General features: G+C 69.7%; 26 protein-coding genes. 13 read left to right on the top strand and 13 right to left on the bottom strand.

The features are described 5' to 3' along the window. Nucleotides 1–5: 5 nt before the first annotated feature. The 5 genes from ACLNGM_RS03725 to hslV form a co-directional block, all read right to left on the bottom strand. On the bottom strand, nt 6–1,481 hold the full coding sequence (locus tag ACLNGM_RS03725; protein ID WP_416357243.1) for a mannitol dehydrogenase family protein: 1,476 nt from the start codon (nt 1,479–1,481) through the stop codon (nt 6–8). A 139-nt stretch (nt 1,482–1,620) separates the two neighbouring features. Next, on the bottom strand, nt 1,621–2,862 hold the full coding sequence (locus tag ACLNGM_RS03720; RefSeq protein ID WP_416357242.1) for an EAL domain-containing protein: 1,242 nt from the start codon (nt 2,860–2,862) through the stop codon (nt 1,621–1,623). A gap of 310 nt (nt 2,863–3,172) precedes the next feature. Further along, nucleotides 3,173–3,496, bottom strand: a complete 324-nt coding sequence (locus ACLNGM_RS03715; protein ID WP_416357241.1) for a DUF1236 domain-containing protein — start codon at nt 3,494–3,496, stop codon at nt 3,173–3,175. Nucleotides 3,497–3,599: 103 nt separating this feature from the next. Beyond that, nucleotides 3,600–4,415, bottom strand: a complete 816-nt coding sequence (locus ACLNGM_RS03710; RefSeq protein WP_090965050.1) for a potassium channel family protein — start codon at nt 4,413–4,415, stop codon at nt 3,600–3,602. A 66-nt stretch (nt 4,416–4,481) separates the two neighbouring features. Then, nucleotides 4,482–5,039: an ATP-dependent protease subunit HslV gene (hslV, locus tag ACLNGM_RS03705; protein WP_416358381.1), complete on the bottom strand. Its 558-nt coding sequence runs from the start codon at nt 5,037–5,039 to the stop codon at nt 4,482–4,484. Between the two features lie 339 nt (nt 5,040–5,378). Here hslV and hisB point away from each other — a divergent pair, with 339 nt between their 5' ends. The 9 genes from hisB to ACLNGM_RS03660 all read left to right on the top strand — a co-directional run bounded on the left by hisB (nt 5,379) and on the right by ACLNGM_RS03660 (nt 12,324). Beyond that, entirely contained in the window at nt 5,379–5,987 is a 609-nt protein-coding gene (hisB, locus tag ACLNGM_RS03700; RefSeq protein ID WP_294643098.1) for an imidazoleglycerol-phosphate dehydratase HisB, read from the top strand. Further along, the gene (locus ACLNGM_RS03695; RefSeq protein ID WP_416357240.1) at nt 5,984–6,442 is read left to right on the top strand and encodes a DUF2628 domain-containing protein; all 459 of its coding nucleotides are present in this window, start codon (nt 5,984–5,986) and stop codon (nt 6,440–6,442) included. Before hisB ends, ACLNGM_RS03695 begins: the two co-directional genes overlap by 4 nt. Continuing rightward, a complete protein-coding gene (gene hisH, locus ACLNGM_RS03690; RefSeq protein WP_416357239.1) occupies nt 6,439–7,098 on the top strand; it encodes an imidazole glycerol phosphate synthase subunit HisH in 660 nt (219 codons plus the stop codon). The genes ACLNGM_RS03695 and hisH overlap by 4 nt, the downstream gene beginning before the upstream one ends. Beyond that, on the top strand, nt 7,098–7,832 hold the full coding sequence (gene hisA / locus ACLNGM_RS03685) for a 1-(5-phosphoribosyl)-5-[(5-phosphoribosylamino)methylideneamino]imidazole-4-carboxamide isomerase (RefSeq protein ID WP_416357238.1): 735 nt from the start codon (nt 7,098–7,100) through the stop codon (nt 7,830–7,832). Before hisH ends, hisA begins: the two co-directional genes overlap by 1 nt. A 62-nt stretch (nt 7,833–7,894) precedes the next feature. Beyond that, nucleotides 7,895–8,452 carry a Uma2 family endonuclease gene (locus ACLNGM_RS03680; protein ID WP_416357237.1) on the top strand — a complete coding sequence of 186 codons (558 nt, stop codon included), beginning with the start codon at nt 7,895–7,897 and terminating at the stop codon, nt 8,450–8,452. A 52-nt stretch (nt 8,453–8,504) separates the two neighbouring features. Further along, entirely contained in the window at nt 8,505–9,317 is an 813-nt protein-coding gene (gene hisF / locus ACLNGM_RS03675) for an imidazole glycerol phosphate synthase subunit HisF (protein WP_416357236.1), read from the top strand. Between the two features lie 11 nt (nt 9,318–9,328). Then, nucleotides 9,329–9,649 carry a phosphoribosyl-ATP diphosphatase gene (locus tag ACLNGM_RS03670; RefSeq protein ID WP_416357235.1) on the top strand — a complete coding sequence of 107 codons (321 nt, stop codon included), beginning with the start codon at nt 9,329–9,331 and terminating at the stop codon, nt 9,647–9,649. Then, a complete protein-coding gene (gene coaA, locus ACLNGM_RS03665; protein WP_416357234.1) occupies nt 9,639–10,616 on the top strand; it encodes a type I pantothenate kinase in 978 nt (325 codons plus the stop codon). Before ACLNGM_RS03670 ends, coaA begins: the two co-directional genes overlap by 11 nt. Before the next feature lie 145 nt (nt 10,617–10,761). Then, nucleotides 10,762–12,324, top strand: a complete 1,563-nt coding sequence (locus ACLNGM_RS03660) for a glucan biosynthesis protein (RefSeq protein ID WP_416357233.1) — start codon at nt 10,762–10,764, stop codon at nt 12,322–12,324. 18 nt (nt 12,325–12,342) lie between these two features. Here the strand turns inward: ACLNGM_RS03660 and ACLNGM_RS03655 are convergent, their stop codons facing one another. Together ACLNGM_RS03655 and ACLNGM_RS03650 are read right to left on the bottom strand one after the other, a co-directional pair. Continuing rightward, entirely contained in the window at nt 12,343–12,963 is a 621-nt protein-coding gene (locus tag ACLNGM_RS03655) for an alpha-ketoglutarate-dependent dioxygenase AlkB (protein ID WP_416357232.1), read from the bottom strand. Next, on the bottom strand, nt 12,960–13,682 hold the full coding sequence (locus tag ACLNGM_RS03650; protein ID WP_416357231.1) for a LuxR family transcriptional regulator: 723 nt from the start codon (nt 13,680–13,682) through the stop codon (nt 12,960–12,962). Before ACLNGM_RS03650 ends, ACLNGM_RS03655 begins: the two co-directional genes overlap by 4 nt. A gap of 312 nt (nt 13,683–13,994) precedes the next feature. On the opposite strand from ACLNGM_RS03650, the gene hslU reads away from it, so the two are divergent. Further along, nucleotides 13,995–15,305: an ATP-dependent protease ATPase subunit HslU gene (hslU, locus tag ACLNGM_RS03645; RefSeq protein WP_055886025.1), complete on the top strand. Its 1,311-nt coding sequence runs from the start codon at nt 13,995–13,997 to the stop codon at nt 15,303–15,305. A gap of 162 nt (nt 15,306–15,467) precedes the next feature. Beyond that, entirely contained in the window at nt 15,468–16,658 is a 1,191-nt protein-coding gene (locus tag ACLNGM_RS03640) for a diguanylate cyclase (RefSeq protein WP_416357230.1), read from the top strand. Between the two features lie 6 nt (nt 16,659–16,664). Here ACLNGM_RS03640 and ilvD read toward each other — a convergent pair whose 3' ends face one another. The 3 genes from ilvD to ACLNGM_RS03625 form a co-directional block, all read right to left on the bottom strand. Then, on the bottom strand, nt 16,665–18,509 hold the full coding sequence (gene ilvD / locus ACLNGM_RS03635) for a dihydroxy-acid dehydratase (RefSeq protein WP_416357229.1): 1,845 nt from the start codon (nt 18,507–18,509) through the stop codon (nt 16,665–16,667). A 151-nt stretch (nt 18,510–18,660) separates the two neighbouring features. After that, on the bottom strand, nt 18,661–19,455 hold the full coding sequence (locus tag ACLNGM_RS03630) for a class II glutamine amidotransferase (protein ID WP_416357228.1): 795 nt from the start codon (nt 19,453–19,455) through the stop codon (nt 18,661–18,663). A gap of 50 nt (nt 19,456–19,505) precedes the next feature. Next, nucleotides 19,506–20,231, bottom strand: coding sequence for an aspartate/glutamate racemase family protein (locus ACLNGM_RS03625; protein ID WP_416357227.1), 726 nt, complete (start codon nt 20,229–20,231; stop codon nt 19,506–19,508). Between the two features lie 172 nt (nt 20,232–20,403). On the opposite strand from ACLNGM_RS03625, the gene ACLNGM_RS03620 reads away from it, so the two are divergent. Further along, nucleotides 20,404–20,865, top strand: coding sequence for an Lrp/AsnC family transcriptional regulator (locus ACLNGM_RS03620; protein WP_055886111.1), 462 nt, complete (start codon nt 20,404–20,406; stop codon nt 20,863–20,865). 139 nt (nt 20,866–21,004) lie between these two features. Beyond that, complete coding sequence (locus ACLNGM_RS03615; protein WP_416357226.1) at nt 21,005–21,970, top strand: DUF1402 family protein; 966 nt, start codon at nt 21,005–21,007, stop codon at nt 21,968–21,970. Between the two features lie 4 nt (nt 21,971–21,974). On the opposite strand, the gene ACLNGM_RS03610 is transcribed toward ACLNGM_RS03615, so the two are convergent. The 3 genes from ACLNGM_RS03610 to ACLNGM_RS03600 are packed head-to-tail and all read right to left on the bottom strand — an operon-like array spanning nt 21,975 to nt 24,024. Continuing rightward, entirely contained in the window at nt 21,975–22,370 is a 396-nt protein-coding gene (locus ACLNGM_RS03610; protein WP_090965079.1) for a helix-turn-helix domain-containing protein, read from the bottom strand. Next, entirely contained in the window at nt 22,367–22,909 is a 543-nt protein-coding gene (locus ACLNGM_RS03605) for a Smr/MutS family protein (protein WP_090965081.1), read from the bottom strand. Before ACLNGM_RS03605 ends, ACLNGM_RS03610 begins: the two co-directional genes overlap by 4 nt. Beyond that, on the bottom strand, nt 22,906–24,024 hold the full coding sequence (locus tag ACLNGM_RS03600; RefSeq protein WP_416357225.1) for a murein transglycosylase A: 1,119 nt from the start codon (nt 24,022–24,024) through the stop codon (nt 22,906–22,908). The genes ACLNGM_RS03605 and ACLNGM_RS03600 overlap by 4 nt, the downstream gene beginning before the upstream one ends. Nucleotides 24,025–24,047: the final 23 nt, after the last annotated feature.

Raw genomic sequence — 24,047 nt, 5'->3', positions numbered from 1 at the left:
TCGCTTCAGCCGCGCTCGGCGACCGCCTTCGCCGCGCCGACCGTGATCAGCCGTTCCAGCGCGCCTTCCAGCGCGCGGCGGAAGCGCGGGTCGGCCGGCAGGTCGTCGCCGAAGACCTCGTGGAGTGACAGGAAGGCGTCGGCGAGACGCGCCGGGTCGTCGCCCGCCTCTTCGCTCAAGCCCTTCAGGCGCGCGGCCATCGGATCGCGCACGTCGATCGCCCCGCCCCGCTCGTCGCGCCCGCCGGCATAGCGGATCCAGCCGGCAAGGCCGAGCGCCAGCCGTTCGAACGGCTCGCCCGCCTTTAGCCGGTCGCGGATCGTGCCGAGCAGGCGCTGCGGCACCTTCTGCGAGCCGTCCATGGCGATCTGCCAGGTGCGATGCCGCAGGGCCGGATTGCGGAAGCGCTGGAGGAGCTCGGCGCGGTAGGCGGTGAGATCGAAGCCGAAGAGCGGCGGCAGCGTCGGCGCGATTTCCCTCTCCATCATCGCGGCGAGAAGCGCTGCAAAGGGCGCGTCGGCCATCGCCTGCGACACGGTCTCGTGGCCGGCGAGATAGCCGAGATAGGCGAGTGTCGAGTGCGAACCGTTGAGAAGGCGCAGCTTCATCAGTTCGAAGGGCTCGACGTCGGCGACGAAGCGTGCACCCCCGAGCGTCCAGTCCGGCCGGCCGTCGGCGAAATGATCCTCGATCACCCATTGCGAGAAGGGCTCGGTCATCACCGGCCAGGCGTCCTCGACCCCGAGCCGCTCCGCCACCAGCGCCCGGTCGGCATCGGTGGTGGCAGGCACGATCCGGTCCACCATGGTCGAGGGGAACGGCACCTCGCGCGCGACGAAGCTGCCGAGGGCGGCCCCCCGCAGCTCGGCAAAGGCCGAGACCACGCGCCGCGCCGTCTCGCCATTGGCCGGAAGGTTGTCGCAGGAGAGGACCGTGAAGGGCGGCAGACCCGCCTCGCGCCGCCGGCGCAGCGCCTCGACCAGGAAGCCGGGCGCCGAGCGGGGCGCGTGCGGGTGGGCAAGGTCGTGCACGATGTCGGGATGGGCCTCGTCGAGCGCGCCCGTCGCCGGGTGGTGGCAGTAGCCCTTCTCCGTCACGGTCAGCGAGACGATGCGCGTGTCGGGCGTCGCCATCAGGGCGAGCACCGCCTCCGGGTCCTCCGGCGCCACGAGCTGGCGCAGGATCGCGCCGACGACCTCGAAACGGTCACCGCCCCCTGAGCGCACCGCGACCGTATAGAGCCCGTCCTGCGGCTGGAGCGCGTCGCGCGTGTCGGGCGAGCGCAGCGACACGCCGGCAATGCCCCAGGCACGGTCGCCACCGTCCAGCACGGCCTGCGTCGCCACGGCCTGATGGGCCCGGTGGAAGGCGCCGAGGCCGAGATGCACGATCCCGATGCGCGTGGCGCCCCGGTCGAAGCGGGGCCGCGCGACATCGGACGGGATCGTGGACAGGGTGTCGTCGGACAGGCGCTGGGTCACGGGGAAAGGCCTCGCTGGTCTTCGCGGATCACGGCAGGCGCGCGAAAGACCCCGGGCATCGCCGTCGCCTACCCTGCGGCTGCTCCCCCGTGTCTTCGACTGCTTGCCGGGAGCTGTCAATCACCCGCGCACGAGCGGGTCAGCCGGCGTCTGCCATCGCCTCGAAGCGCCTTGCGCCCTGAGCCAGAACCCGCTCCATCGCATCGACGCCCGCGGGACGCCCGAGGAGATATCCCTGGAGGCCCTGAACCTTCAGTTCGGAGAGAACGGCCAGTTCCCCCGGCGTCTCGACGCCCTCGGCCACGACCTTGCAGCCGCAGCGCTCGGCGAAATCGACGAGCGCGCGAGCCAGCGCCTGGCGCATCAGGTCGGTGTCGAGGCCGCGCACGATCTCGCGGTCGAGCTTGATGATGTCGGGGCGGATCGCCACGACGCGGCTCATCGAGGAATATCCCGCGCCCACGTCGTCGATCGCGATGCGCACGCCGCGCTCGCGCAAGCAGCCGAGGGCTGCGAGAAGATCGGCATAGTCGTCGATCCGCTCGTGTTCGGTGACCTCGAGGACCAGCCGGTCGGCCGGAGTCCCGGCGAGAAGATCGAGGAAACCGGGGGCGAGGATCGCGGCCGGCGAGGCGTTGAGGCCGAGCTGCACCCGGTGGCGCGCCCAGACCGGCGCATAGGCATCGAGCGCGTTGGCGATCGCCCGGTGCTCCATCTCGATCTGGAGCCCGACTTCGGCCGCATCCGTGAACCAGGTCTCCACGGAACGGTGGGGATCTGCGGGAAAGCGCGAGAGCGCTTCCGCGCCGACCGGAACGAGCCCGTCCATCAGGAACACCGGCTGGAACACGATCGTCGGCCCGCCGTCGTCGAGAAGCCGGCGGATGCGCGCGCGCTTGGCCGCAAGAAGACTCTCGGCCTGAAGGTCGCGGTCGACCCGCTGCGCGACGAGGCCGGCGAAGGTGCGCATGACGGCGAGGTCGCGCTGGTTCAGGGAGTGGTCCGGGGCGTGGCCGAAGCAGCAGAACGTGCCGTAGACCATGCCGTTGGACAGGCGGATGGGCACGCTGAGATGCGAGCCGATCGGCAGGGTCCTCGTGACCGGCAGGCGCGCGGCCTCCGCTACGCGCGCGGTGTCGGGCATGAGTTCGGGCAGACGGCCCGCGACGACCCCGCCGCAATAGGTCTCCTCCAGCGGGTCGCTGTCCCCTTCCCGAAGGAGAACGGGGGCATCGGCGTCGACATGGCGGAACACCCGCCGTCCGCCGACGAACTCGCCGATGAAGGCGATGTCCAGTCCGAGGTTCTGTCGCACCAGGCGCAGCATGGCGCGGATGTCGAGGAACCCGTCGACGGACTGGGGCATGTCATGACGCTGCATGGGCTGCCGACCTGTTTGTCAGTATTCGCCTGTAGATCGAACGATAACGTGCAAAGGTTGCATATGTGCACAAGCGCGCGGCGGCAACAGCCGAGCGCACACGAAAAAGCCGCCGGGGATCTCCCGACGGCTCCGCGTCCATTCTTTCGAAATGGAGATCCGGCCCAACACCTCGCCAGTACATCCGTGGTCGGACGACAGGCCGGACTTCGGGCGGCGCTTCGACCGAAACCGGGACGCGCCGCCTGACCGAGAGATGGGTGGATCCTCGTCCCCTTTCAAGAGGCCGATTGTTATCTTTGGAGAATTCTCAGTCGTAGACCTCGATCACGCTGCGGGTCTGCGGGTCGACGATCACCCGCTGGTTGTTGACGACAGCGTAGGCGTAGCCGTCATTGTCGGGGATGACGTGATACTCGACAGCCTGGGGCAGCGGCTCGCCGACGACGATCTGGCGTTCGTAGGTGACCGACGGGATGGTCTGCTGCGTCACGTAGGTGCGCACCGGCGCGGGAACGGCGACCACGGTCGCGGCCGGCACCGCTTCCTGCGTGATGATGGTCGTCGTGGTCTGCGCCAGGGCCGGCGCGGCGATCAGGCTGGCAAGGCCCGCAAGGGCGATCAGTCGGCGCATCGCGTTCATCCTTCTATCATCCAGAACCGCCCCTCAACGCCGGTCAGGACCGGAGGTTGCACGATCGTTTCCCCAAGGTCACGGCACCGCGCGGCCGGATCGGTCAGTCGCCGCCCGCATCCGGGATCGCCAGGATATGGCCGCAGGCCTTGCAATGGACGGCATCCGGCTCGTGTCGCTCCAGCGCGCAGGCCGGGCAGCGGAAGAACACCTTGTAGGGCCGGAACACGGTCTGCGCGAGGCGCACGAAAAGCGAGATGCCGACGATCATGATCACGACGGAGGTGAGCTTGCCCGCCGGTCCCGGCAGCGTCACGTCGCCAAAGCCCGTGGTCGTCATCGTCGCGACGGTGAAGTAGAGGGCGTCGATATAGCCTTCGATGCCCGACCCCTCCCGCACGAAGGCCGTGTAGATGAACCCGGTCGCCAGGAACAGGCAGGTCAGGAGGTTGATCACCGCCCGCCCCGCCTCCTCCCACTTCTGCCAGCCGCGCCGGCGCAAGGGGCGCCAGAGGACGTCCTTGCGCGACAGGGTCCAGAGCCGCAGAATGCGCAGGAAGCCCACGTTGAAGAACATCGCCGGCAGAAGGAGCGTCAGTAGGATTAGGGCGTCCACCCAGATCACCGGCCGCCGCGCCCAGGCCTTGAGGCTCGGTGCGGCCAGCGCGCGCGCCGAAAAGTCGAGAAGCAGCAGCGCCGCCAGCGAATAGTCGAGCCAGAGGAAGTAGCGCTTCTCCTCCAGCACCGGCGCCATCACGAAGAAGGCGATGACCACGAGGTCGACGATCGCGATCCATCCCTGGAAGCGAACCGCCGTCGGGTGGTCGGCATGGTAGAGGAAATCGAGCCGCCGCCGGAAGCGCTGGAAGCGCCCGGACGGCGGATCGGGGTCGAGGCGGGGCGGGGCGGCAGCGTCCATCCTGCCAAGATGGAACGGGGCCGCCCGGCGGGCCAGTGGTCGAGGCCCGCCTATCCGCCGGGAGCGTCAGGCCGCGTCGAGGCTTTCCAGGATGACGTTCTCGTTGGTGTAGATGCAGATTTCCGCCGCGATGCGCATGGAGCGCCGCGCGATCTCCTCGGCCGAAAGCTCGGTTTCGGCGAGCGCGCGGGCCGCCGCCAGCGCGTAATTGCCGCCCGAGCCGATTGCGATCACGCCGTTCTCCGGCTCCAGGACGTCGCCGTTGCCGGTCAGCGTCAGCGTCACCCGCGCGTCGGCCACGATCATCATCGCCTCCAAGCGGCGCAGATACCGGTCGGTGCGCCAATCCTTGGCCAGTTCCACGCAAGCGCGCATCAGCTGGTCGGGATACTGCTCGAGCTTGGCCTCCAGCCGTTCCAGAAGCGTGAACGCGTCCGCCGTCGCGCCCGCGAAGCCGGCAATGACCTTGCCCTCCTTGCCGATGCGTCGCACCTTGCGGGCGTTGCCCTTCATCACCGTGTTGCCGAGCGACACCTGCCCGTCGCCCGCCACCACCACCTTGCCGCCCTTGCGCACCGTGACGATCGTCGTCCCGTACATCTTCGCCGGGTCGTGCTGGTCCATCATTCTCGTTTCGTCCTTGTTCGTTCCGCGTCCCATATGGGAGCGCCGGGGCCGTGCCAACAAGGGCGCCGCGCATGGGCTGGCGGGGCTGCCGCCCCGATCCCCGCTCGGGAAGGAATTCCCGAACCCTTCTTTTCTCCTGGGACTTTTCCGAGATGAAAGAGGGCCGCTGGCCCTCTTTCATCTCGGACGCATCTCAACAGATGAGGGGTCCAGGGGAAATCATTTCCCCTGGCGGGGCCGGGGGCAGCGCCCCCGTCTTCCACACGCATGCCTGTTGGTTGGCTCCGCCCGCTCGCTTCTGTATGAAGCGGCGGAACGATCGAGGATGGACGGGCGATGGGCGAGACGGCGGGACGGCGGGATGCGTCGGTGGACCGGGCGACGAAGGAGACGCAGATCCGGGTCCGCGTCGACCTGGACGGCCAGGGCCGGGCGGACGTCGCGACCGGCGTCGGCTTCTTCGACCACATGCTGGACCATCTCGCGCGCCATTCGCTGATCGACATTCGCGCCGAGGCCAAGGGCGACTATCACATCGACGACCATCACACGGTGGAGGACGTTGGGATCGCGCTCGGCCAGGCGATCCGCAAGGCCATGGGCGAGCGGCGGGGCATCCGGCGCTATGCCTCGCTGGATCTTGCCATGGACGAGTGCCTGACGCGCGCGGCGGTGGACGTCTCGGGCCGGCCGTTCCTCGTGTTCCGGACTGAGTTTCCGACCGAGAAGATCGGCACGTTCGACACGCAGCTGGTGCGCGAGTTCTTCCAGGCCTTCGCGATCAACGCGGGCCTGACGCTGCACATCGAGACGCTCTACGGCGACAACTCGCACCACATCGCGGAGACCTGCTTCAAGGCGGTGGCGCGGGTGCTCGGCGAGGCGCTGTCGATCGACCCGCGGCAGGCCGACCTCGTGCCCTCCACCAAGGGCATGCTGGCGTGAGGCGATACCGCATCTTCGAGCCGCCGGGCGCCGAGGGGAGGACGGAGGGCGCGCGGTTCCTGCGTGACGGGTTCCGGCCCTTCGCTGTGGTCCTCCCGAGCCTCTGGCTGCTCGGGCATTGCCTGTACCTGCCAGCCGTCGCGGTGTTCCTCGTCGACATCCTCGTGATGGTGGCAGCGCCGGGCGACGACTTGCCGGCGGCAGCTCTCCTGTCGCTCCTCCTCGGCCTCGGCGTCGCGCTGGAGGGTTCATCGCTGGTGGCCCGTCGGCTCATGCGGCTCGGATGGCGGGATGCCGGCGCAGTGTGGGCGCGGGATGCGATCGACGCCGAGCTGCTTTATTTCGCAGGCGAAACGAGCGATGTGACGCAGCAGGAAACTCTGGTCGATCGGTCGGGCGGGTCGCGCTCGCCGCTGCGCCCCGGCCAGTCCCTGTTCGACCTCAGGAGCGCATGACGATGCCGAGCGTCGCCATCATCGACTACGGCTCGGGCAACCTTCGCTCCGCCGCCAAGGCCTTCGAGCGCGCCGCGCGGGAGGCGGGCGACGACAGCCGCATTCTCGTGACCGACGATCCGGCCAAGATCCGCGCCGCCGACCGTCTGGTGCTGCCGGGCGTCGGCGCCTTCGCCGACTGCCGGCGTGGTCTCGACGCGGCGCCGGGACTTCTGGAGGCCCTGCGCGAGGGCGTCGAGCAGCGCGGCCGCCCGTTCCTCGGCATCTGCGTCGGCATGCAGCTGATGGCCGAGCGCGGGCTGGAGAAGACGATCACGGAAGGGCTCGGCTGGATCGGCGGCGACGTCGAGCCGATCGTGCCGAACGATCCGTCGCTGAAGATCCCGCAGATGGGCTGGAACACGATTCACGTGAAACACGCCCACCCGCTCCTCCACGGTATCGAGACCGGCGAGACCGGCCTCCACGCCTATTTCGTCCACTCCTACCATCTGGTGGCGCGCCGGCCCGACGAGGTGCTGGCGACCGCCGACTACGGCGGCCCGGTGACGGCGATCGTCGCCAGCGGCAACAAGGCCGGCACCCAGTTCCACCCCGAGAAGAGCCAGACGCTCGGTCTGTCCCTGATCGCCAACTTCCTGCGCTGGAAGCCCTGATGCCCATCCTCTTTCCCGCGATCGACCTCAAGGACGGCGCGTGCGTGCGCCTGAAGCTCGGGCTGATGGAGGAGGCGACCGTCTACAACGCCGATCCGGCCGACCAGGCACGGGCGTTCCGGACCCAAGGCTTTACGCATCTCCACGTCGTCGATCTCAACGGCGCTTTCGAGGGCCGGGCGGTGAACGCCGCGGCGGTCGAGGCGATCGTGGCAGCGGTGGGCGAGGACATGAAGGTGCAGCTCGGCGGCGGTATCCGCACGCTCGCCGACGTGGAGCGCTGGCTCGGCGCGGGTCTTGCCCGCGTCATCCTTGGCACGGTCGCCGTGCGCGATCCCGCGCTGGTGCGCGAGGCCGCCCGGCGCTTTCCGGGAAAGGTCGCGGTCGGCATCGATGCCAAGGGCGGCAAGGTCGCGGTCGAGGGCTGGGCCGAATCGTCCGAGCTCACCGTCGAGGACATGGCCCGCCGCTTCGAGGACGCCGGTGTCTCGGCGATCATCTACACCGACATCGACCGCGACGGCATCCTCGCCGGCATCAACTGGGACGCGACCATCGCGCTCGCCAAGGCCGTGCGCATTCCCGTGATCGCCTCCGGGGGCCTTGCCTCCATGGCCGACATCGAGCGCCTCGCCGCGCCTGAGGCCGCGCTTCTGGAAGGCGCCATCTCGGGCCGCGCCCTCTATGACGGGCGTATCGATCCGGCGGAGGCGTTGGCGCGCCTGCGCGGTTGATGTTTCACGTGAGTCAGCCGGCGAGCCTTTGCAGGGTGCCCGCGCGGGACTAGATTGACCGCATGAACATCCAGGTGCCGACCATCCGAACCGCGGACGACTTCCTGCGGGCCTTCGAGGGGCTCGACGGCAAGCGTGAGTTCGTTCGCGGAAAGGTGGTCGACATGATGATCAACGTCTCGCGCAACCACGCGAAGCTGACGACGGCGCTCACGGTCTTCCTCGCGCGCGGCCTCGATCCCGACCGCTACGAGGTCGGCGCCGCAGACTTCGGCGTGCGCACGCCCGACGGGGTCCGCTTTCCCGATGTCTATGTCGACCAGACGGGCGGCAACGGGCACGATCTCGTCGCCCACGCGCCGGTCCTCGTCGCTGAAATCCTGTCGCCCTCGTCCATGGCGCGCGACTTCGGCGAGAAGGTCCGCGACTACACCGCCCTCCCCTCGCTTCGGCACTATCTCGTCCTGTCGCAGGACGAGCCCCGCGTCTGGCTCTGGGCGCGGGGCGAGGATGGGGCGTTCGGCTCGCCCGAGATGATCGTTGGGCGCGAGGAGAGCGTGGCGCTCGCGGGCTTCGGCCTGGCGCTGCCCCTTGCGGACCTTTATCGCGGCATCGCATAAGCGCGGAACACCGGCTCCTGCCCGCCGGATGCGGAACGGAGACGGCTTCGAAGTGACCCTCAAGGCGCGCATCATTCCCTGCCTCGACGTCAAGGACGGTCGCGTGGTCAAGGGCGTCAACTTCGAAGGCCTCGTCGACGCGGGCGATCCGGTGGAGGCCGCGCGCGCCTACGACGCGGCGGGCGCCGACGAGCTCTGCTTCCTAGACATCACCGCCTCCTCCGACAACCGCGAGACCATCTTCGACGTCGTCGCCCGCACCGCCGAGGCCTGCTTCATGCCGGTGACGGTCGGGGGCGGCGTGCGCGAGGTCGCCGATATCCGCCGGCTGCTCCTGGCCGGCGCCGACAAGGTGTCGATCAACACGGCCGCCGTGAAGCGGCCCGAGTTCGTCGCCGAGGCCGCCGACAAGTTCGGCAACCAGTGCATCGTGGTGGCGATCGACGCGAAACGCGTCTCGGCCGACGGCGAGGCGGGCCGCTGGGAGATCTTCACCCATGGCGGCCGGCAGGCGACCGGCATCGATGCCGTCGCGTTCGCCCGGCGCGTCGTGGCGCTCGGGGCGGGCGAGATCCTTCTGACCTCGATGGACCGGGACGGCACCAAGTCGGGCTTCGATCTCGGCCTGACGCGCGCGGTCGCCGATGCCGTCGCCGTCCCGGTGATCGCGAGCGGGGGCGTCGGCAACCTCGACCATCTCGTGGCCGGGGTGCGCGAGGGCGGCGCGACGGCGGTGCTGGCCGCCTCGATCTTCCACTTCGGCACGCACACGATCGGCGAGGCCAAGCGCCACATGGCGGCTGCCGGCATCCCGATGCGGCTCGACGGCGCCTCGACGCCGGCCCCCCTTCCCGTCGCTTCCTGAAAGGCGCTGCGATGTTCGACCTGACCCGGCTCGAAGCGATCGTCGCCGAGCGCGCCGCCTCCCCCGATCCCGACTCCTACACCGCCAAGCTCGCGCGGCGAGGGCTGGGCAAGGTCGCGCAGAAGGTCGGCGAGGAGGCGGTCGAGACCGTGATCGCGGCGCTGTCGGAGGACGACAAGGCGCTGACCGGCGAGGCGGCCGACCTTCTCTACCATCTCCTCGTGCTCCTTCACCTGCGCGGTGTTCCGCTCGCCGACGTGATGGCCGAGCTCCAGTCGCGCACCGCGCGCACGGGGCTCGCCGAAAAGGCCGCGCGGACGCATGGGGGCTGAGGCGGCGGCGATGGACCAGCTGGTGCCCGCGACCCTGTCGCCCTACCACTTCTTCTCCGCGGCCGAATGGGCGACGTTCCGCGGCCGCGAGGCGCTGACGCTGACGGCCGACGAGGTGCGTCGCCTGCGCTCGCTCGGCGACACGATCGACCTCGACGAGGTCGAACGCATCTACCTCGCCGTGTCCCGCCTCCTCTATTCGCATGTGGAATCCAGCCAGGCGCTGTTTCGCCAGCGCAAGCGCTTCCTGCGCGGCTCGACCCAGGTGAAGACGCCCTTCATCATCGGCATCGCCGGCTCCGTCGCGGCCGGCAAGTCGACGACCGCCCGCATCCTGAAGGAGCTTCTGGCGCGCTGGCCGGGTACGCCCAAGGTCGACCTCGTGACCACCGACGGCTTCCTCTACCCGAACGCGGTGCTCGAGCGCGACGGGCTGATGCAGCGCAAGGGCTTCCCCGAGAGCTACGACGTCGGCGCGATCCTGCGCTTCCTGTCCGCGATCAAGGCGGGCGCGCGCCACGTGACCGCGCCCGTCTACTCGCACTTCTTCTACGACGTTCTGGAGGGCGACCGGATCGAGGTGGATCAGCCCGACATCCTGATCTTCGAGGGCCTCAACGTCCTCCAGACCCGCGAGATGCCGCGCGACGGCAAGTTCGTGCCCTTCGTCTCCGACTTCTTCGACCACTCGATCTATATCGACGCCGACGAGCGGGACCTTCACCGTTGGTACATCTCGCGCTTCATGCGCCTGCGCGAGACGGCGTTCCGGCAGGAGACCTCGTTCTTCCATCGCTACTCGAAGATTTCGGAAGCCGAGGCGCTGGAAGTCGCCGAGCGGCTCTGGGCGACGATCAACGCGAAGAACCTCTACGAGAACATCCTGCCGACGCGCCCGCGCGCCGACCTCATCCTGCGCAAGGGCGGTGACCACCTCGTGGAAGAGGTGGCGCTGCGCAAGATCTGACGGGCGCTTCGGCGCGCCCCGGCCGGAGTGCAGAACCTGGGCGTCTGGCCCTTGGCATGACGCTGGGACAAACGACGTGAGTTGACATTCAAATCAACTCGGCCCAACTCCCGGCCCGGCTTCGAACAGGGACGTGGGAACGCCGATGACGATCGACCTCAACCGACGCGAATGGATGATGGGGCTTGCGGCCCTCGGCCTTGCCTCCGCGACGCGCGGCGCGCTGGCCGACGACGGCGACCTCCTCCAGTTCGGTGCGCCCGAACCCTTCTCCTTCGACACGCTGGTGGAGCGGGCGCGGGCGCTGGCTGCAAGCCCCTACGTTCCGGAAGTGCCGCGCTCGGCCGATGTCCTCGAGCGCATCGACTTCGACCAGCACTGGCGCATCCAGTACAAGAAGAGCGAGACGCTGGAGCTCAACGACGGCAAGGCGCCGATCCGCTTCTTCCATCTCGGGCGCTACTTCAAGCTGCCGGTCGGCATCCACGTCGTCGAGAACGGCGAGGCGCGCACGCTGCGTTACGACCCCAACCTCTTCACGATCCCGTCGGACTCGCCCGCCAAGGAGCTTCCGGACGACATCGGCTTTGCGGGCTTCCGCGTGCTGGAGCCGGGCTCGGACGCCGACTGGCTGGCCTTCCTGGGCGCTGCCTATTTCCGCACGTCGGGCGAGGACAACCAGTTCGGCATGTCGGCCCGCGCGCTGGCGATCGACGTCGCCATGCCGACACCGGAGGAGTTTCCGCGCTTCACCGACTTCTTCCTCGAGCCCTCGGCCGACGGCCGGCTTGTCATCACCTGCCTTCTCAACTCCCCACGCGTCGCCGGCGTCCTGCGCATGGACATCAAGAAGGGCGGGCCGATCGTCATGGACATCCAGTCGCGCTACTTCGCGCGCGACGACATCGAGCGCTTCGGCATCGCCGCCCTCACCTCGATGTACTGGTATTCCGAGACCGACAAGCAGCGCCGCATCGACTGGCGGCCGGAAGTCCACGATTCCGATGGCCTCGCGATGTGGACGGGCATGGGCGAGCGCATCTGGCGCCCGCTCAACAACCCGCCGCGCGTGATGACGTCGAGCTTCTCCGACCAGGGGCCCCGTGGCTTCGGCCTTCTCCAGCGCGACCGGGATTTCGCCAACTACGAGGACGACGGCGTCTTCTACGAGAAGCGCGCCTGCGTCTGGGTCGAGCCGAAGGGCGACTGGGGCGCCGGCACGGTGCAGCTCGTCGAGATCCCGACCGACGACGAGATCCACGACAACATCGCGGCCTACTGGCTGTCGGCCAAGCCGGTGCGAAAGGGCGACGCGATCGCGCTCGACTACGTCCTGCACTGGTCGAACCGCGAGCCCTTCCCCGGCGACGTCGGCAAGGTCGTGGCGACGCGCCTCGGGCGCGGCGGCATCGCCGGCCAGCCGCGGCCAGCAGGCGTCACCAAGATCGTGGTGGACTTCGACAGCGGGCTCGTCGCCGCGCTCGACCGCGAGGCCAAGGGCGTCGAGGCGATCGCCACCGCCTCGCGCGGCACGGTCGGCAAGGTCGACTGCTACTCGGTCAAGGTCGGCACCGCCTGGCGCGTTACCTTCGACCTGACGGCCGAGGGCAGCGATCCGGTGGAGCTGCGCCTCTACATGCGCCAGGGCGACACGGTGCTGACGGAGACCTGGGCCTACCAGTTCCTGCCGGCCTCGATGGGCGCCTGACGCCCGCCCGAACGATGCTCAGGGCCGCGTCACCCGCCTGAGGGTGAGGTTGATGCGGCCCTCGCCCTTCAGAAGCGTCGAGGTGCCGGGATCGATCCGGTCGACGCCGTGAAACAGGAGACGGCTCGCTCCCCCCATGACCAGCACGTCGCCCGACCGCAGCCGCAGCGAGCGCGTCGGCCCGCCGCGGGTCGACCCGCCGAAGCGGAAGACACCGTCGTCGCCGAGCGAGACCGAGACGACCGGCGCCGCGAGGTCGTCCTCGTCCTTGTCCTGGTGCAGGCCGAGGCGCGCCGCCGGATCGTAAAAGTTGACGAGGCAGGCTTCGGGCGGATGAGGGTAGCCGCCGAGCTCGTGCCAGAGGTCGAGAAGCGGCGGCGGGATCGCCGGCCAGGGCCGGCCGGTCTCGGGATGGAGCGGCTGGTAGCGGTAGCCTGTCCGGTCCGACACCCAGCCGAGGACCCCGCAATTCGTCATCCGCACCGAGAAGGGGCGGCCGGTGCCGGGCATCGCCGGGCGATAGAGGGGCGCGGCCGTGGCGACCGCCCGCACCGCGGCCAGAAGCGCGGCCTGCGCCGATCCATCGAGCCGTCCCGGATGATGCTCGAGGCCGGGCGGCAGGGCGCCCGGCGCGCTCACGAGAGGTAGCCGAGCTGGGCGGCGAGCGCCACGGCGTGGGTGCGGTTGGACGCGTCGAGCTTGCGCGTCGCCGAGGTCAGGTACTGCGAGATCGTGTGCTCGGAGAGCTTCAGGATCGTGCCGATCTCGGACGAGGTCTTGCCGAGCATGGCGAGCTTCAGGCAGTCGCGCTCGCGCCCCGTCAGCGGATTGTTGCGGCGGTTCTCCTCGTAGCGGCAGGCGGCGAGCACCCCGAAGGCGGCAAAGGCGAGAAGCTGCAGACCGTCGGCCTCGGCCTCCGCGATCGCGGGCCCGCGTCCCGAGACGGCGAGCACCCCGGTGAAGCCGGAGACGCCGTGCACCGGGCAGTAGGCGCCCGACAGGCACCCGTGCGCGGCGAGGAACCGGCCCTGCGGCGGCGAGCCGTCGGGATCGTCGGGGTCGAAGCCATAGACGAACTCGGCATCCCAGACGAAAGGCAGCGAGCCGCCGATCAGCGCCCGCACCACTGGCGAGAAGCGGTGGAGGCCGTGGCGTTCGAAGCCGATGCGGAACTCGTCCTCCCAGTTCGACAGGATCGGCCGCATCTCAGCGCCGGCCTCGTCGGTCGAGGGGATCGTCATCAGGGCGAAGCGATCGAAGCCGCTGGCGCCGACGATATCGCCGACCGCCGTCTTCAACGCCTGTTCGGTCCACGGCCGCTCCAGGCGGCCGACGAGGCTGGCCTCCGGGCGCCTCATGCGGCGGGACGGGACGAGGCGGGGGCCGGGCGGACGCGGATCCGAGATCCTGTCATGGCGATCCTTTCCAAGGACGGGGCGCGTTCGGCCGGGTCAGGATGGCGATTCGCGGGGGCTTGAGCGAACCTGCGTAGTCTATCCTACCGCGAAGCGCTCCTGAAACGACCCTGCCTCCGGTTGTTTTTCGCGAGCCCCGCCTGCAACCGGAAGCCGCCCCTCTGGCGCGCGGCGCGCCGCATTCCCATGTCGGGTGGGCGCCAAGCCCCCGGCATCCGGCCGGGGACCGCAACCGATCCGAGACTCTTTCCGTCCATGACCGACTTTTCCCCTCGCGAGATCGTGTCCGAGCTGGACCGCCACATCATCGGCCAGAAGGACGCCAAGCGCGCCGTGGCCGTGGCCTTGCGCAACCGCTGGCGCCGCCAGCAGCTCGACGGATCGCTCCGCGAGGAGGTGAGCCCGAAGAACATCCTGATGATCGGGCCGACCGGCGTCGGCAAGACCGAAATCTCGCGCCGCCTCGCCAAGCTCGCCGGCGCCCCCTTCATCAAGGTCGAGGCGACGAAGTTCACCGAGGTCGGCTATGTCGGGCGCGACGTCGAGCAGATCATCCGCGACCTCGTGGAGATCGGCATCGGCCTGACGCGCGACAAGAAGCGTGAGGAGGTTCGCGCCAAGGCGCATGCCGGCGCCGAGGACCGGGTGCTCGACGCGCTCGTCGGCAAGACCGCCTCGCCGGCGACGCGCGACAGCTTCCGCAAGCGCCTGCGGGCGGGCGAGCTCGACGACAAGGAGATCGACGTCGAGGTGGCCGACACCTCGAACCCGATGGGCGGCATGGACATCCCCGGCATGCCCGGCGGTAATATCGGCGTCCTCAACCTGTCGGAGATGTTCGGCAAGGCGATGGGCGGGCGCACCAAGACGCGCCGCACCACGGTGAAGGACAGCTACGCGCTCCTCATCAACGAGGAGTCCGACAAGCTGCTCGACAACGAGGCGCTCGTCGCCGACGCGATCCGCGCGGTGGAGAACAACGGCATCGTCTTCCTCGACGAGATCGACAAGGTCGCCAACAACGGCGAGGCGCGCGGCGGGGCCGGCGTGTCCCGCGAGGGCGTGCAGCGCGACCTCCTGCCGCTCGTCGAGGGCACGACGGTCGCCACCAAGCACGGGCAGGTGAAGACGGACCACATCCTCTTCATCGCGAGCGGCGCCTTCCACGTGTCGAAGCCGTCCGACCTCCTGCCGGAGCTCCAGGGGCGCCTGCCGATCCGCGTCGAGCTGAAGGCGCTCGACCGCGACGACTTCCGGCGCATCCTGACCGAGACCGAGGCTTCGCTGCTCAAGCAGTATGTCGCGCTGCTCAAGACCGAGAACGTCGATCTCGAGATCACCGACGACGCGGTGGACGCGATCGCCGACGTCGCGGTGGCGCTGAACGGCTCGGTCGAGAACATCGGCGCGCGGCGTCTCCAGACGGTGATGGAGCGCGTCCTCGACGACATCTCGTTCGAGGCCCCCGATCGCGGCGGCCAGAGCTACCGCGTCGACGGCGACTACGTGCGCCGGGTGCTCGACGGCATCGCCGGCAACGTCGACCTGTCGCGCTTCATCCTCTGACCAACAGCCCGGCGGCCTCTGCTCCTTGCGGCAGGCCGCCAGGCGTCCCGACGTCACCGGTCTCGCGTGTGGCGCCTGTCGCCTGTCCTTCAAAGGATATGGTAGACGTCCAACTATTCCGGCGGACGAGGCCGGCAATCGGAATGGGCAGGGACGCAACCGGTGACGCTCGACACGGCCACGCTGTTTCTCGCCTCCGTCGCCATCGACCTCGTCATGTCCATCTACTTCTGGACGCTCTGGCTCGGCCAGCGCGACCGGACCATCCACCTGTGGCTCGCCCTGTCGACGACCAGCGCGACGCTCGGCTGCTTTCTCTACATGCTGCGCCAGCTGGTGCCCGACTGGGTCGCCGTCTGGGCCGCACAGGTCTTCTTCATCCAGGTCTTCGCCTTCCTGTGGGCCGGCGTGCGGCTCGTCCACGAGCGGCCGCGCCCTCTCGGACGGGTGTTCGCCGCCTCCGCGGTGTGGACGGCGGCCTGTCTCGTGCCGCCGCTGTTTGCCGCCGAGCAGCCGCGCAACGTCGTGGCGACGCTTCTCTTCGCCGTCTACTGCCTCGCCATGGCCTTCGAGATGCTGCGGGCGCGCCCGATGCCGAACCGCTGGCTGGCGGCGGCCCTCCTGCTTCTCCTCTCGGCGGCCTCGCTCGCGCTCACCCTCTACACCGCGATCCACGCCGAAGTGGTCACGCCGCTCCTCGCACGACAGCCCGTCGCGGCGCTCTGGCTGCTCCTCTACATGGTGATCTATCTCGTGCTCGTGCTGGCGGTGACGACGCTCGAACTCGGCAACGAGGCCGACCGGCACCGCACGGCCGCCTCCACCGACGGGCTCACCGGCCTTCTCAACCGCCGCGCCTTTCGCGAGCGGACCGAGCGTCCCGAGTGTCTCGACCGGGGCGGCGCCGTCCTCGTGCTCGACATCGATCACTTCAAGCGCATCAACGACGAGTGGGGCCATGCGGGCGGAGACGATGCGCTCGTGCGCTTTTCCGCGGCGCTCAGCGCGGCGGTGGCCGGGTCGAAGGGGATGGCGCGGGCTCCGATCCTCGCCCGCATGGGGGGCGAGGAGTTCGTCTGCCTCCTGCCCGGTGCCGACCGCCGGGACGCACATCGGGTGGGCGAGGCGATCCGCGCCGGGATCGAGGCGGACCGACGGGCGGGCCACCCCGCCGTGACCGTCAGCATCGGCCTCGCCTCGGCCGCGCCGGGGGAAGGCCGGTCGGTGGAGGATCTCCTGCGCAGCGCCGACCGCGCGCTCTATCGCGCCAAGAGCAACGGCCGCAACCGCCTCGAGGAGGAAGGGCCGGCTGTCGGCGACGGGCGGGCGACCGCCGCCGTCACCTATGCCTGAGAGGCGTCAGTCGACCTGGCGCACCGCGCCGCGCGCCGCGCTGGTCGTCATCGAGGCGTAGGCGCGCAGCGCCGTCGTGACCTTGCGCTTGCGCACCTCGGTCGGCTTCCAGGCCCCGGTCCCGCGCTCGGCCATCTCACCGCGGCGGCGCGCGATCTCGGCATCGTCGACCGCGAGATGGATCGAACGGTTCGGGATGTCGATCTCGATCGTGTCGCCCTCGTGGACGAGCGCAATCAGGCCGCCCTCGGCCGCTTCCGGCGACACGTGGCCGATCGAAAGCCCCGAGGAGCCGCCGGAGAAGCGCCCGTCGGTGACGAGGGCGCAGGCTTTGCCCAGGCCCTTCGACTTCAGGTAGCTCGTCGGATAGAGCATTTCCTGCATGCCGGGGCCGCCGCGCGGGCCCTCGTAGCGGATGAGGACGATGTCGCCCGGATGCACCTCGTTCGAGAGGATCGCCTTCACGGACGCATCCTGGCTCTCGAAGACGCGCGCCTTGCCTGTGAACTTGAGGATGCTCTCGTCGACGCCCGCCGTCTTCACGATGCAGCCGTCCTCGGCGAGGTTGCCGAAGAGGACCGCGAGGCCTCCGTCCTGGCTGAAGGCGTGTTCGCGGTCGCGGATGACGCCGCCTGAGCGGTCGGTGTCGAGCTCCTTCCAGCGGGCGTTCTGGCTGAAGGCGACCTGGGTGGGCACACCGCCGGGCGCCGCGCTGAAAAGCTTGAGCGCCCTCGGGTCCTGGCTGGTCGCGATGTCCCACTTGGCGATCGCCTCGCCCAGCGTCGCGGTATGGACGGTCGGCACGTCGAGGTTGAGAAGGCCCGCCCGGCCGAGTTCGCCGAGGATCGCCATGATGCCGCCGGCGCGGTGGACGTCCTCCATGTGCACGTCGGCCTTGGCCGGCGCGACCTTGGACAGGCACGGCACCTTGCGCGACATGCGGTCGATGTCGGCCATGGTGAAGTCGACCTCGGCCTCGTGCGCGGCCGCGAGGATATGGAGGACGGTGTTGGTGGAGCCGCCCATCGCGATATCGAGCGCCATGGCGTTCTCGAACGCGGCCTTCGTGGCGATGGTGCGAGGCAGGGCCGTCTCGTCCTCGCCCTCGTAGTAGCGCTTGGCGAGCGAGACGATGCGCTGTCCGGCCTCGAGGAAGAGGTCCTCGCGATCGGCGTGGGTGGCGAGCGTCGAGCCGTTGCCTGGCAGGGACAGGCCGAGCGCTTCCGTCAGGCAGTTCATCGAATTGGCGGTGAACATGCCCGAGCACGAGCCGCAGGTCGGGCAGGCCGAGCGCTCGATCACCTGGACGTCCTCGTCCGACATGCGGTCGTCGGCGGCGGCCACCATGGCGTCGACGAGGTCGAGCGCGTGGATCTTGCCGTCGCTGAGCTTCACCTTGCCGGCCTCCATCGGGCCGCCCGAGACGAAGACGACGGGGATGTTGAGGCGAAGCGCCGCCATCAGCATGCCCGGCGTGATCTTGTCGCAGTTGGAGATGCAGACCATGGCGTCGGCGCAGTGCGCGTTGACCATGTATTCGACCGAGTCCGCGATGATCTCGCGCGAGGGCAGCGAATAGAGCATGCCGTCGTGGCCCATCGCGATGCCGTCGTCGACGGCGATCGTGTTGAACTCCTTGGCGACGCCCCCGGCCGCCTCGATCTCGCGCGCGACGAGCTGGCCGAGGTCCTTCAGGTGGACATGGCCGGGCACGAACTGCGTGAAGGAGTTGACCACCGCGATGATCGGCTTGCCGAAATCCTCGTCCTTCATGCCGGTCGCGCGCCACAGGCCGCGGGCTCCGGCCATGTTGCGGCCATGCGTGGTGGTGCGGGAACGGTAATGGGGCATGGGATACCTGCCGATCTCTTGAGGCGTACCCGCCATTACACCTGTTTCGGCCGGAGACCAACAGGGACAGGCGAACAAAGGCGATAATCGTTCCAGACAAGCCGAAACGACGCCCGCGTCAAAAGGATGGCGGATGGCGAGCGCCGCCGGTTCAAGCGGCGCGGCGCGCGCCCGGCGTACTCGTCGCAACGTCGAAGGCGCGCAGCCAGGCGCCGCCCGGTCCCGCCTCGAGGACGCTTCCCGAGGGCATGGCGACCCAGGCGTCGGGCTCCGAGCCGCAGGGCTCGGAGGCGATCATCACGCCGCCGGCGTCGTAGCGCGAATAGAGCGAGGGCGGCTGGCCGTCGCTCGCCCAGCGGAAGGCGAACAGGCGATGGCCGTCGGTGTGGACGGCGGCAAAGCGGGTGGGCTCGGCGTCCGGAGCCTTCAATGCCTCGATCGCAGCGAGCGTGCGCGAGAAGGCGCCGGCCGGGTCGTCATCGAGACCATGAGCCAGGGCGGCAAGAAACAGCGCCTCGGAATCGCAGGTGCCGGTACGCGCGGCATAGGCGGCGTCGGGGATCATGCCCTCGACCTGCCGGCGCACGCGGGCGTAGTCGCCGATCTGCCCGTTGTGCATGAAGAGGCGCTGCCCCAGCGCGAACGGGTGGCAGTTGGCGGTGGAGACGCCGCCCGAGGTCGCAGCCCGTACGTGGGCGAGAAACAGGCCGGAGCGGATCTGCCGGCAGAGCGAGGCGAGGTTGGCGTCCGACCAGGCCGGCAGGACGCCGCGGTAGAGGCCGGGCTCCCGGCGCTCGCCGTACCAGCCGAGGCCGCAGCCGTCGCCGTTGACGACGGTGCGCGCCTCGCGCGCCTTGAGCGACTGGGAGACCAGCGATCCCTCCGGCCGGATCAGGAGGTCTTCCAGGAACAGCGGCGTTCCGAGATAGGCGAGAAGGCGGCACATGGGGCGGTCCTGGCAAGCGTTCGGCCGATGGAGGGTCGAAGGCTCGAGGTTTAAGCCACCATGCGTTCGCGAAGCTGGTCCTGGAACGCCATGGCGAAGCGCGCGGCCGCCGCCGCATGGATCGCGGTGGAATCGAAGCCGGGCACGGGCAGCGCGTCGGGATCGAGCGACAGGACGATCTCGGTGCAGCCGAGGATGACGCTGTCGGCGCCCGCCGCCACCCCGCGCTCGACGATCGCGGTGAGTTCGCGCCGTGAGCTGTCGAGGACCCGGCCGGCGCACAGCTCCTCGAAGATCACGCGGTGCACGGTCTCGCGGTCAGCCGCCTGCGGCACCATCGGGCGGAAGCCGGTCGCCTCGTTCAGCCGCTCGGCGTAGAAGCCGTGCTCCATCGTGTAGCGGGTGGCCAGCAGAAGCGGGCGACGTGCGCCCCGCGCCGCGAGCGCCGCGCCGGTCTCGGCGATGATGTCGATCAGCGGGATCGACACGGCACCGGCGACCTCGGCCGAGACGAGATGCATCGTGTTGGTGCAGATGAGGACGCAGTCCGCGCCGGCCCGCTCGAGGCGCCGGGCGCTGTCGGCGAGCATAGCCGCGGCGAGATCCCATCGGCCAGCCTTCTGCAGCGCGACAACGTCCGAGAAGTTCAGCGAGTGGAGGAGGATGTCGGCCGAGTCGAGCGGACCGCCCGCCTGCCGCACCGCTCCGTTGATGAGGCGATAGTAGACGGCGGTGGATTCCCAGCTCATGCCCCCGATCAGACCGATCCGCTTCATCCCGTGTTCCCCCGCTCATCCCGATGTCGATAGGGAAAGACTAGCGCCCCTGTCGCGCAATCGGCACGCTTAGTTCATGAACAGGTCGTGAAACGGTGCACAAAAGATGCATGAAACCGACGTTTCGCGCATGCTGCTTGCGCTCACCGCTCGAACCGCGCATACTTTGCCTATGCTCGACGATCGCGACCGCCTCCTCCTCGACCTTCTCCAGGACGATGCCGACCGCCCGGTGCAAGAGCTGGCCGAGCGCGCCTCGCTGTCGGCCTCGGCCTGCTCGCGGCGCATCCAGCGCCTGCGCGACGAGGGCTACCTCAAGCGCCGCATCGCGCTGGTGGACCGCAAGCGCATCAACCTGCCGACCACCGTCTTCGTGATCGTGAAGACCTCTCGCCATTCCGGCACCTGGCTCGACGAGTTCCGCGCCGCGCTCGCCGCCATCCCCGAGATCGTCGAGGTGCATCGCCTCACCGGAAACTTCGACTACATCCTGAAGGTGGTGCTGCCGGACGTCGAGACCTACGACACGATCTACAAGCGGCTGGTGGCGCGCGTCGAACTGTTCGACGTGTCCGCCTACATCTCGATGGAGACCGTGAAGGCCGACGTCGCCTTGCCGACGCGCTACGCCTGACGGACGATGTTTCACGTGAAGCAGCGGGCGCGGCAGTGCGCGGATGACCTGTGGTGCTTTGGTCGCACTCCGGTTGCAGCCGCATCCTGACCGTGAAAATCGCTTTCCGCGAGCCGGTCCGATGGGTTAGCGGATGGTCATGCCGTCCCTTGTCCAGCGGGTCATGGCCCGCAGCGCCCTTCTCCTTGCCCTCGCCTGCCTCGGCGCGCAGCCGTCGCTCGCCGACATCCGCGTGCCGCCCGGCAACCGTCACGCCGAGCAGCCGGACATCCCCGGCGGGTCGCGCTCGCGCACCAAGGCGACGCGGTCCTCCTTTACGGCGAAATACGAGAAGATCCACGCGCTCCTCGCCGGGAACCGCAGCCTGCAGGACAAGATCCGCAAGGCCGCGCGCGCCTACGGCATCCGCCCGATCCTGATCGCGGGCGCGCTGGTCGGCGAGCACACCTACAATGTCGACGCGATGGACCAGCTCCAGAGCTACTACGTGAAGGCGGCGTCCTACCTCAACGCCGGGGTCGACTTCGCCTATCGCGGCGAGAGCGTCGCCGACTTCGTGGCCCGTCCCGAGTTCCAGCCATGCGAGACTGCGCGCGGCGACGCGCGGCTCTGGGCCTGCCGCGAGGCGGTGTTCGAGCGGCGCTTCCGCGGGCGGACGGTGGGCGGCACCAGCTTTCCCGACAACCGCTTCGGCGCGGTGTTCTTCCAGCCCTTCTACGCCGGCCAGACCTTCGGCCTCGGCCAGCTCAACCCGCTGACCGCCCTGTCGGTGTCGGACATGGTGCATCGCGTGTCCGGCTATGCCCCGCTCGACATGCGCGACGCCGGCGAGGTCTACGCCTCGATCATGGACCCCGACCGGACGCTCGCCTACATGGCCGCCGTGATCCGCGTCTCGATCGACGCCTACAGCGACATCGCGGGCTTCGATATCTCGGACAATCCGGGCGTCGTCGCGACGCTCTACAATGTCGGCGATCCGTTCGGACGCGCCGAGAAGCTCGCGGCCGCCAACCGGGCGGGCGCCGGGCGCCTGCCGGAGGAGAACTATTACGGCTGGCTGGTGAATGAGAAGATTGCCGACCTCGAGGCGATCTTCCCCTGACGCGTCAGCGGCGGCGACGGGCCCGTTCGGCCGCCTCGCCGCGAACGGCCGCTTCCTGCAGGAGCGTGTCGAGCGCCGCGATGTCGGCGGCCTCCAGAAGCGGAAGGGCCTCGGCGAGCCGGTTGGCGAAGGCGGTCGCCTCCGGGCTCAGGGTCCCGGTCTCGAGGACCACCTTGGGATGCGACAGCTCGGCGAGGCGCTCGAGATCCTCCGCATCGTCCCAGATCACGTTGAGATAGCCGATGATGCGCTGGAGCATCGACCAGGTCGGGCGCCCGCGCTTGCCGTGCTCGAGCGCCGAAAGGTAGGCGGCCGAGACGCCCAGCGCCTTGGCCATCTCCCCTTGCGTGATGCCGCGCTCGGCGCGCAGCGCCCGGACGCGCAGGCCGAACGGCGTCATCGCCGGCGCACCCGGACATAGAAGGCCCCCTCGCCGCCGTGCCCGCGCTCAGCCTGGTCGTAGCCCGACACGAGGGTGCGGAAGTCCGGGGTCGAGAACCAGTGCGGCAGCGCCCGCTTCAGGCTCCCCGTCGAGCCGTAGGATGCGCCGCGCCCGGTGATCACGAGGACGTGGCGCAGTCCCCTCGCCTTGGCGGAGCGCAGGAAATGGAGAAGCGCCCCGTGCGCCACCGCCTCGGTCCAGCCGTGGAGGTCGATCCGGTCCTCGAGCTCGATACGCCCCTTGCCGATCTTCCGGCGCACCGGCCGGTCGATCGGCGACAGCGGCGGAGGCGTCGGGGCAAGGCGGGGGCGGGCGGCGGCGGGAAAGGCGGCCGCCATCGTGCCGGCACGCGGCGGCTCGGGTTTCGCGGCGGGTGCCGGCACGGCCGGCTCGGGTGGGGCTTCGGGTGTCGCCTTGCCGGGCAGCGGCACAGCCGAGCGCGCGACGCTCGCCCAGAGCCGCCGCTCCTCGCCGGACAGGTCGCGCCGGCGCCTCACGGCAGGCTCGCGCGCGGCACGAGGGCAACGAGGCGCGCCGCATGGCGCACGGTCCCCGCCAGTTGCCCCGCCGCCTCGCCGGAGCCAACGAAGATGTCGCCGCGCGCCGGGCCGACGATCGCCGAGCCCGTGTCCTGCGCGACGAGGAGCCGGTGGAAGGGGCAATCGCCGATCACAAGGTCCGGCGCGTCGACGAAGACCGGCATGCCGTAGGTGTGAAGCGAGGCGTCGACCGCCAGCGAGCCGAGCGGCGTCAGCGGCACGCCCATGCCGCCGATCGGGCCGGCTCCCGGCTCCACCGGCACCTCGCGGAAGAAGATGAACGAGCGGTTGCGCTGAAGGAGCGCGCGCGCCCGGTCGGGATGCGCGGCGAGCCAGCGGCGGATGCCAGCCATGTCGGCCCCCTCCAGCGGCAGTTCGCCCTCTTGAACGAGGACGCGGCCGATCGCAGTGAAGCGGTGCCCGTTCTTGGCGGCATAGCCGACGCGCATCAAAGCTCCGTCCGGCAGCACGAGGCGCGCCGAGCCCTGGACGTGGACGAAGAATGCGTCCGCCTCGCTGTCGAGAAAGGCGAGTTCGAGATCGCGGCCCCGAAGCCAGCCGTCCTCGATCTCGGCGCGGGTCGGATAGGGACCGAGCGTCCCGTCGTCGGATCGCATGGCAAAGCGCGTGCCGGCCTCCAGACCCTCGACGCCCTCGCCCTCCCCCAGCGCGACGAGGTCGGCGGGCGGGCGGTAGAGCGGCACCCGGAAGCGGGCGGTGCGCGTGCGAGATGCCGCAAGTTCGGGCTCGAAGTAACCCGTCACGAAGCCCGGCGCCGGCGCGCCGCCGTCGAGGATCTCCGCCGGGCGGAAGGCCTCCTCGAAGAAGGCGCGCGCTTCGGCGGCGGAGGGGTCCTCGCCCATCGCCAGCGCGGCGCACGCGGCAGGGGCGAAGTCGGCGGGCCGGAGCCCGAAGGCCGCCGCCGGGCCTTGCGAGGCGAGGAGTACCGGCGCCGAGCGCCGGAACGCGAAAAAGGCCGGCCGATGATCGGCGCGGCCCCAGTCGGGAAGATCGGAGAAGCCGAGCGGTGCGAAGCGGGGCTCCGGTCCGGCTCGGCTCGGGGAGGCGGTCATGCGGATGCCCCTCGCGCGCCGGC

Origin of the sequence: Aureimonas phyllosphaerae (genome assembly GCF_047943035.1) — a bacterium.
In the GTDB taxonomy this organism is placed as follows: Bacteria; Pseudomonadota; Alphaproteobacteria; order Rhizobiales; family Rhizobiaceae; genus Aureimonas; species Aureimonas phyllosphaerae.
Note: the sequence above shows the minus strand (reverse complement) of the source record. Positions and strands in the feature narration are given on the sequence as shown.